We start from the raw sequence: 6,362 nt of genomic DNA, 5'->3' as shown, positions 1-6,362 counted from the left end.
CCAGGGCGCGCAGTTGAGCGGCGCGAAGCGGCTGAGCTTCCCGCACAACGACTGGCAGGCGCTCGACGAGCTGCTGTCGCGTGTGCGCCGCGAATACCGGCACGTGCTGATCGCGATCGAAGGGCTGTACAGCATGGACGGCGATTTCCCCGACCTGCAGCGCTTCGTCGACGTAAAGACGCGTCACGGGGCATTCCTGCTGGTCGACGAGGCCCATTCGCTCGGCGTGCTCGGCGCGACCGGCAAGGGCATTCGCGAGCATGCCGGCGTCGCGCCCGACCAGGTCGACATGTGGATGGGCACGATGAGCAAGACGCTGGCCGGCTGCGGCGGTTTCATCGCCGGCTGCCAGCCGCTCGTCGACATGCTGCGCCATCTGGCGCCGGGCTTCCTGTACAGCGTCGGGCTCGCGCCGACGCTCGCCGAAGCGTCGCTGGCCGCGCTCGAACGTCTGCAGGCCGAGCCGGAGCGCGTCGCGCAACTGCAGGCGCGCGGGCGGCAGTTCCTGACCGAGGCGCGTGCGGCCGGGCTGAATACCGGCACGAGCGCCGGCTATGCGGTCGTGCCGGTGATCACGGGCAGTTCGCTGAAGGCCGCGCAGTGGGCGAATGCGATGTTCGACGAAGGGATCAACGTGCAGCCGATCTTCTATCCGGCCGTCGAGGAAAAGGCCGCGCGCCTGCGCTTCTTCGTCTGCTCGACGCATGAGCCGGAGCAGATCAGTCGGGCGGTTGTGATACTTGCTCGTCTTGCACGTTGACTACATCGAAGCCAGCTCGAATGTGCGACAAACCTGAACGGGTGAGAAATGGACTGGTATCTGACGTGTTGGACTACCGCGCAGCCGACGCGACCGATGCTCATACATGCGCGCCGCTTGTGCTCGCATCGGGAGCTCGTGAGTTTGCGTTCTTCCTCGGTGAGTCGTCTAGCCAATGCATCGCCTTCCTTGCATTCGCGTTTGCATCAAGATATGGGCGTTTCTCTTGGCGACGCCATCGTGTGGCGGTTTCCGAGGACGGCATCGTGCGCGCGGTCCTTGCCGTGCATGATGGAAGGAGTGTGATGTGGGACGACATGCACGTTGCCTGGATGTTGATCCGTTTTTTCGGCTTCGTACGTGCCGTCCGGATGTTGTTGCGTGGGTTGGTGCTAGAAAGTGAGCTGCCTTCTCCGACGCGCAAACAAATATTGATTGCGCACTGTGCCGTAGAGGAGGCGTGGCGTGGACGGGGCGTCTTCAGCGCGCTGTTTGACGACGCAATGCAAGCGGACCCGTTACGTAACAGGCCGGGGCGAGAAATCGTACTCGATGTGCTCGTGAGCAACGTACGCGCCCGCGCGCTGTACGAGCGCCTCGGATTTGCCGAGACGCGGAAGTATCGGCGCCGATCGGCTCGTCTTCCCCTGGAACTGGTATCGACACGGATGCGATTCGACGCCAAGGAGCGCTAGAAATTCTCTAGTCGTTCTTGCATTGAGTCGGCATGCAGCGACCCGTAACCAGTTGGTAGATATGCGGTGGAATTCAACCTGAGGAGCGACGGCTATTTCAGGTTCCAGCAAGCTCCGTTGAAGTATGCGTCCACTGGCACGTTTGTCTGCGTAGCGACCGAGTTGCAAAGGTTGCCACCCGTCGCGAAGCTGATAGGACCATGAGACGGAATAAGCTTCAGCGTGCGGCCATTCCACATTGGCTGGATATTGCTGATAGTCGTTTGCCCCGTCAGCAGCGCGACGGATGCAGTACGTACATCGATCGTTGCTGCGCTTTCGACAGTAGTAGGAGAGGTGTCGATGCCGAGATTCGACGCCACGATACTGTTCCCAGACGGTGCGCCCGAGATCGGGGCTTTCGAACCACTAAAGTCATTGCCGCTGATAACGGCACTTGCATTGTTGCCTGCGAGTAACAAGCCATACTCGGGGACTGTAGTGAAGAGTCCACCGCATGCTCCGCCCAGCTCCGAGTTTCTCACCGCGAAGGCACCGACATTGGGTCCATATACGATATTGGCCGCAGGGCGACCGCTCCGACCATTACCGCAGAAGCGACTCGCGTCGAACGTCACAAACGTTCCTGCACGAATGTTCGCGCCGTTTGATGCGCCGTTATAGTTGCGCAGCCCGTTGAAATGAATCTCCGATACGAGGCCTTTTGCCGTGTTGTCGACGACTATGTTGTCTGATTGAGCGGAGGCGGTCCAGCAGGCGGTGCATTCGAGTCCTTCAACACGTGCCGTTGTGGCAGCCGTATCGATTGCTAGCGCATGAATCGCGTTGCTGTCCCCGACGTACGTATTGCTGAAGCTTGCCCACGCAACCGATTGTAGATGTCCTGGAATGATCTGAGTACCGATTCTGGCGAACAGCATGTCGGACTCGGAAACAAGCAGTCCTCCTGCATCAAGGACTTGCATCGCTACGTCACCTGGATCGGTGCGATCGGCAATGACGGTTGTATGCGTGATGCGAGCGTCTACGGTGTTGCCATGAGTTGTTTGTGCACCAATTCGAATGCCAATGCTGCCCGCTCCCTTGGTCCCATTGACGATGGTTTGATCGACGAGTGCTTGGTTGCCATTTAGGTCGATACCGATGAATGGCCCCTGGATATAGACGCCGGCGATCACCGGGGCGACGACGTTTTTGACTGCGATCGCGACACCTTTCGTATTGGGCCCGGCCGCCGCTGCATTAATATAGAGATCGCGTACCGTGGACCCATTGCCGTCAAGCGAGATCAGAGGATTCAGATTTGGTGCGCCTGCGGCGAGACTGGCACGCTGCCCACGCGATCCGGCAAGCGTTACGTTGCTCGGGACGCTAACAGTACCGGAGATCATGCAGCGTGCGCTCGATAACGGTAGATTGACGACCGACGGCGCAACGGTTGCAGCATACGCGAGGGCGTGATTGAGAGCATTGGTATCGTCGACCGTTCCGTTGCATAGCATCCCGAAATCCGCACCGTTGATGGTGTCAGCCAGCTTGACCGAGAGCGCACGCGGTATGCTTCCTCTACCTTTCTGCTGGAACTGGAGCGTTTCGCCAAGTTCACGCTGCATCGGAGGAGGGGCGTTGGATGGCCTGGGCTGCGCTGTTGCGTTGGCGAGCGGAAGAGCGACAGACACCAGAATGGCTAAAACGGTTTGCCTCATATAAATCTCCTGTGGCACTGACTTCCTCCCATGTGTCACCAAGCACTGGATTCCAAAGTTCGCATGATAGGACAGTATTTCAGTGCTTGGTCGTCTGAGGGGGGGAGGGCAATTCAATTACGGGCGAGTGCCAATGCGGGTGTCGATGGGGGGTATCCGTGTGCCGAAAATGTAGCGTGATCTGCACGGCTGCTGAATTTCTTATATCAGGACGTGCGTGGGGCGTGTTATCGCGCGAAAAAACTGGACGGAGTGTCGAACTCTGTCAAAATTTCGGCTGATCGAGAATGAATGCTCGTGGCGATATAACAAGAGATGGGAGTTGCGCAATGCAGTATCAACGACAAGTTTTTTCCGGTCGCGTCATTTTTGATCATTTACCTAAGACTGCTGGGCAGGCAGTGAATGTATGGCTCAAAGAGAATTTGGGTGCTGGCTGCGTTACCCCGAACCTGATCGGACGCCATCGCGATTTGATTCGCCGATACGGGGGCGAGTATTCCGTGATCTCCGCACATGTCGATTTTCAGGGAAGTGATCTCGATCCGCGCTACCACTACATGACCTGTTTGCGCGAGCCGATCGATCGAGCGATTTCTTGGCTGTTTTTTCTTGTGAAGAATCACGATTCGGCTGAGTTGCCGGGGTTATGGGAGCAAGCTGAGCGCTTCGTCGCTTTGGCGGGCGCTCCTGGCCCCGATCTCCTGAATGTTGTGGAAGAATCCTTCGATCAGGACTTTCTCAAGAATATTCGTAACCCATACGTGGAGCACTTCGCTGGCATATTGCCTGGAGCGGAGCGATCGGACCGGCAGAAGATCGACGCGGCGCTTGCCGGCATTACTCGGTATGATGTGTGGGGCTTGTACGAATCGCTGCCGGATTTTCTGTCGGACGTCGCGGCGTTGATTGAAATTCCTGTCCCGGCGCATCTACAGCGAGTAAATACGACACGTACGAGGCCGCAAGTCGGCGAGATCTCGTCATCGTTGCGTACATGCCTTGAAGCATTGAACAGACTCGACTTGGAGTTTTATCACCTGCTGCGCGAGCGGTGGGCAAGCGAACGTGCCGCGCGCACGGTCACCTCCGTTTTGGTGACTCCCCGCTGGCAGCCATACGAACCCGTTGCATACCGTACACATTCTGCGCCGGAGTTCTCATTGATCTCCGCAGCCGTTGACGGTGATGGCACATGTAGCTATGGGCAATTTCTGCGTTTCAATATTGTCTTTTCGATCAATACTGCCGTTGATCAGTTGGGTGTCGGTGTTCATCTGTCGGACGAGGACGGACGTTGGGCGTTTGGTACGAGCAACGCGCTATTGGATCGCCCTCTCGTGGAAATCGCCCCAGGTATGTATAGCTTGCGGTATTACTTGGTGGCGAATTTGCCAGAAGGACAATATGCTGCTGGATTCGAATTTTCTTGCAGCCGGGACAACCGGATTGATGAACTCGCGTGCTACGAAAGACTCGTGCCGTTTCGTGTCGTGGTGCAGCGCGACACGCCAAGCGTAGGCTACATGAGTATTCCCGCAGATTTCTCTTGTGAGCGAATAGGCGATGCAGTGTCTGCCAATCTTGAAGATACGCGTGGTCATCTTGCGACCGACGCTGTATTAGGATGCTTGGTTGCCGGCGAATCATTTGAGCTTCCAGTAACACTGGAGAACGCGTCGTCGCAAACCTGGGCGAGTACGACCTTTCATCCAATCTGTCTTTCGTATCGCTGGCTGGACTCGAGCGGGGGCGTGATTGCAACTAGCGCGGAGAATATTCCGTTGCCTATTAACTTCGTCGCACCGAGGCAAGTTCTGCCGCTTTCCATGCATGTCGTTGCACCCAGTGTTAGCGGACGGTTCAAGCTTGTTCTGACGCTGTCCAGAGATGGCGAAAAATGGCCAGAGGAGCAGGGATTCCAGCCACTGACACTCATGCTCGAAGTCGAGGATCCTGACGGACCGAGGTTGTATCGCGGCGCAGATATCCGTTTGTGCACGCACGCTGGGCGGCGCGGTCGCGGTGTGATGTCGAGTGTCGGCCAGGAGGGGTATCTGCTATTTGGTCCGTATGCGTCGTTGTCCCAGGGGCGATATGTCGTCAGTCTCGAAGGTTGCTACGCACTTATTGATAGCGCTTGGATAGATGTGAGCTGGGGGCGTGGAGGATACGTGCTAATGCGGCACGAAGTTATCCCGGGTGAGAGGGACGGAGAGATCGCGGCGTTCGGGTTCGAGCTTGTAACGCCAATCACTGATCTTGAGATCCGCGTATGGGTACCATCGAGTGCCGACATGCGTGTAGACACCCTTCGAATTGTGCCAATCAGCGCTTGATATGCCGGACGGCCGTTGTGCAGGTCTTGTTGTTTATTTATCGCTTGGCACGGTGCGCTAGCGCATATATGCTGCGTGGAGTTACCCCTGTAGCCTAGGACATTTGGACGCCGTTAGATAGATGACGCTGCTGTGTGCCTGAGCTTGCGAGGCGAGCGGTATTCCATGGCTTTGCCTGGACAAACGCAGTGACCGGACGCGAGAGCGCCGTTGGCGCGTCCGGCCTGTCCATATAAGTGACGCAGGTTCGGGGAATTTCGACGGGTTCCACGTAATGACTAAGCTTACTGATAGGCACAAGACTATCCGCTATTTTAAGGGAGTCCCTTACCTGTCCTCAGATACATGGGGCCGCTCCACTGCGTAAGAGAGCGGCTATGCCGATGCGATGTGTCATTGAGGTGATATCAGTCGCTCTCAGCTATCTGCCGAAATGCTCAGTTTCGAAACGTACTGGCTAAGGCGGTGCGCGCTGCTTTCGACTGAAAATCAGCACTGAATCAGTTTGCTCTCCTGTTCGGAGAGCGATTTATGCTGGCGTGCGGATAATCCGCTGTTTAACCGCCCTCGCCCACCAAAATGCAGGCAGGTTCATTTTTGGTCGAGATCATTGGCTAACATCCGTCGAGACGAACGAAAAATCAGGCAATGATCCCGTATAAGGATCAAGCTTGAGGTGTCTAATTAAACCTGCTATTCACCCAATATTGACCGCCATCGATTGTTGTCATTCCGACAATTGATGTTAGATCAGCTCGATAAGACATTGTGACAGGGCGTTCCCGGAGCAAATGCCAGCCATGTTTGTGATAGCATTCCATCAGATCGCCTTCATTTTCGGCTATGCGTTCCAATGAACATG

4 protein-coding genes and 1 pseudogene are annotated in these 6,362 nt (G+C 56.5%); 3 read left to right on the top strand and 2 right to left on the bottom strand.

All coding sequences use genetic code 11. From position 1 onward, the window contains the following. A partial coding sequence (locus tag JMF90_RS19150) for an aminotransferase class I/II-fold pyridoxal phosphate-dependent enzyme (RefSeq protein WP_201325318.1) occupies window positions 1-760 on the top strand: 760 nt, incomplete at its 5' end. Between the two features lie 20 nt (window positions 761-780). After that, the gene (locus tag JMF90_RS19145; RefSeq protein ID WP_201316742.1) at window positions 781-1,455 is read left to right on the top strand and encodes a GNAT family N-acetyltransferase; all 675 of its coding nucleotides are present in this window, start codon (window positions 781-783) and stop codon (window positions 1,453-1,455) included. Window positions 1,456-1,547: 92 nt separating this feature from the next. Here the strand turns inward: JMF90_RS19145 and JMF90_RS19140 are convergent, their stop codons facing one another. Beyond that, the gene (locus JMF90_RS19140) at window positions 1,548-3,161 is read right to left on the bottom strand and encodes a hypothetical protein (protein ID WP_201316743.1); all 1,614 of its coding nucleotides are present in this window, start codon (window positions 3,159-3,161) and stop codon (window positions 1,548-1,550) included. Window positions 3,162-3,490: 329 nt separating this feature from the next. Between JMF90_RS19140 and JMF90_RS19135 the strand changes: the two genes are divergently transcribed. Continuing rightward, window positions 3,491-5,500 carry a Wzt carbohydrate-binding domain-containing protein gene (locus tag JMF90_RS19135; protein WP_201316744.1) on the top strand — a complete coding sequence of 670 codons (2,010 nt, stop codon included), beginning with the start codon at window positions 3,491-3,493 and terminating at the stop codon, window positions 5,498-5,500. A 680-nt stretch (window positions 5,501-6,180) separates the two neighbouring features. Here the strand turns inward: JMF90_RS19135 and JMF90_RS40120 are convergent. After that, a pseudogene (locus tag JMF90_RS40120) lies at window positions 6,181-6,362 on the bottom strand (hypothetical protein); the annotation flags it as partial.

Origin of the sequence: Burkholderia sp. E168m23, assembly GCF_016586125.1 — a bacterium.
GTDB classification, from domain to species: Bacteria; Pseudomonadota; Gammaproteobacteria; order Burkholderiales; family Burkholderiaceae; genus Burkholderia; species Burkholderia orbicola.
Note: the sequence above shows the minus strand (reverse complement) of the source record. Positions and strands in the feature narration are given on the sequence as shown.

Bases quoted from the DNA above. Each gene is read 5' to 3' on its own strand.
- JMF90_RS19145 (WP_201316742.1), top strand. From the start codon at position 781: ATGTGCGACAAACCTGAACGGGTGAGAAATGGACTGGTATCTGACGTG.
- JMF90_RS19140 (WP_201316743.1), bottom strand. From the start codon at position 3,161: ATGAGGCAAACCGTTTTAGCCATTCTGGTGTCTGTCGCTCTTCCGCTC.
- JMF90_RS19135 (WP_201316744.1), top strand. From the start codon at position 3,491: ATGCAGTATCAACGACAAGTTTTTTCCGGTCGCGTCATTTTTGATCAT.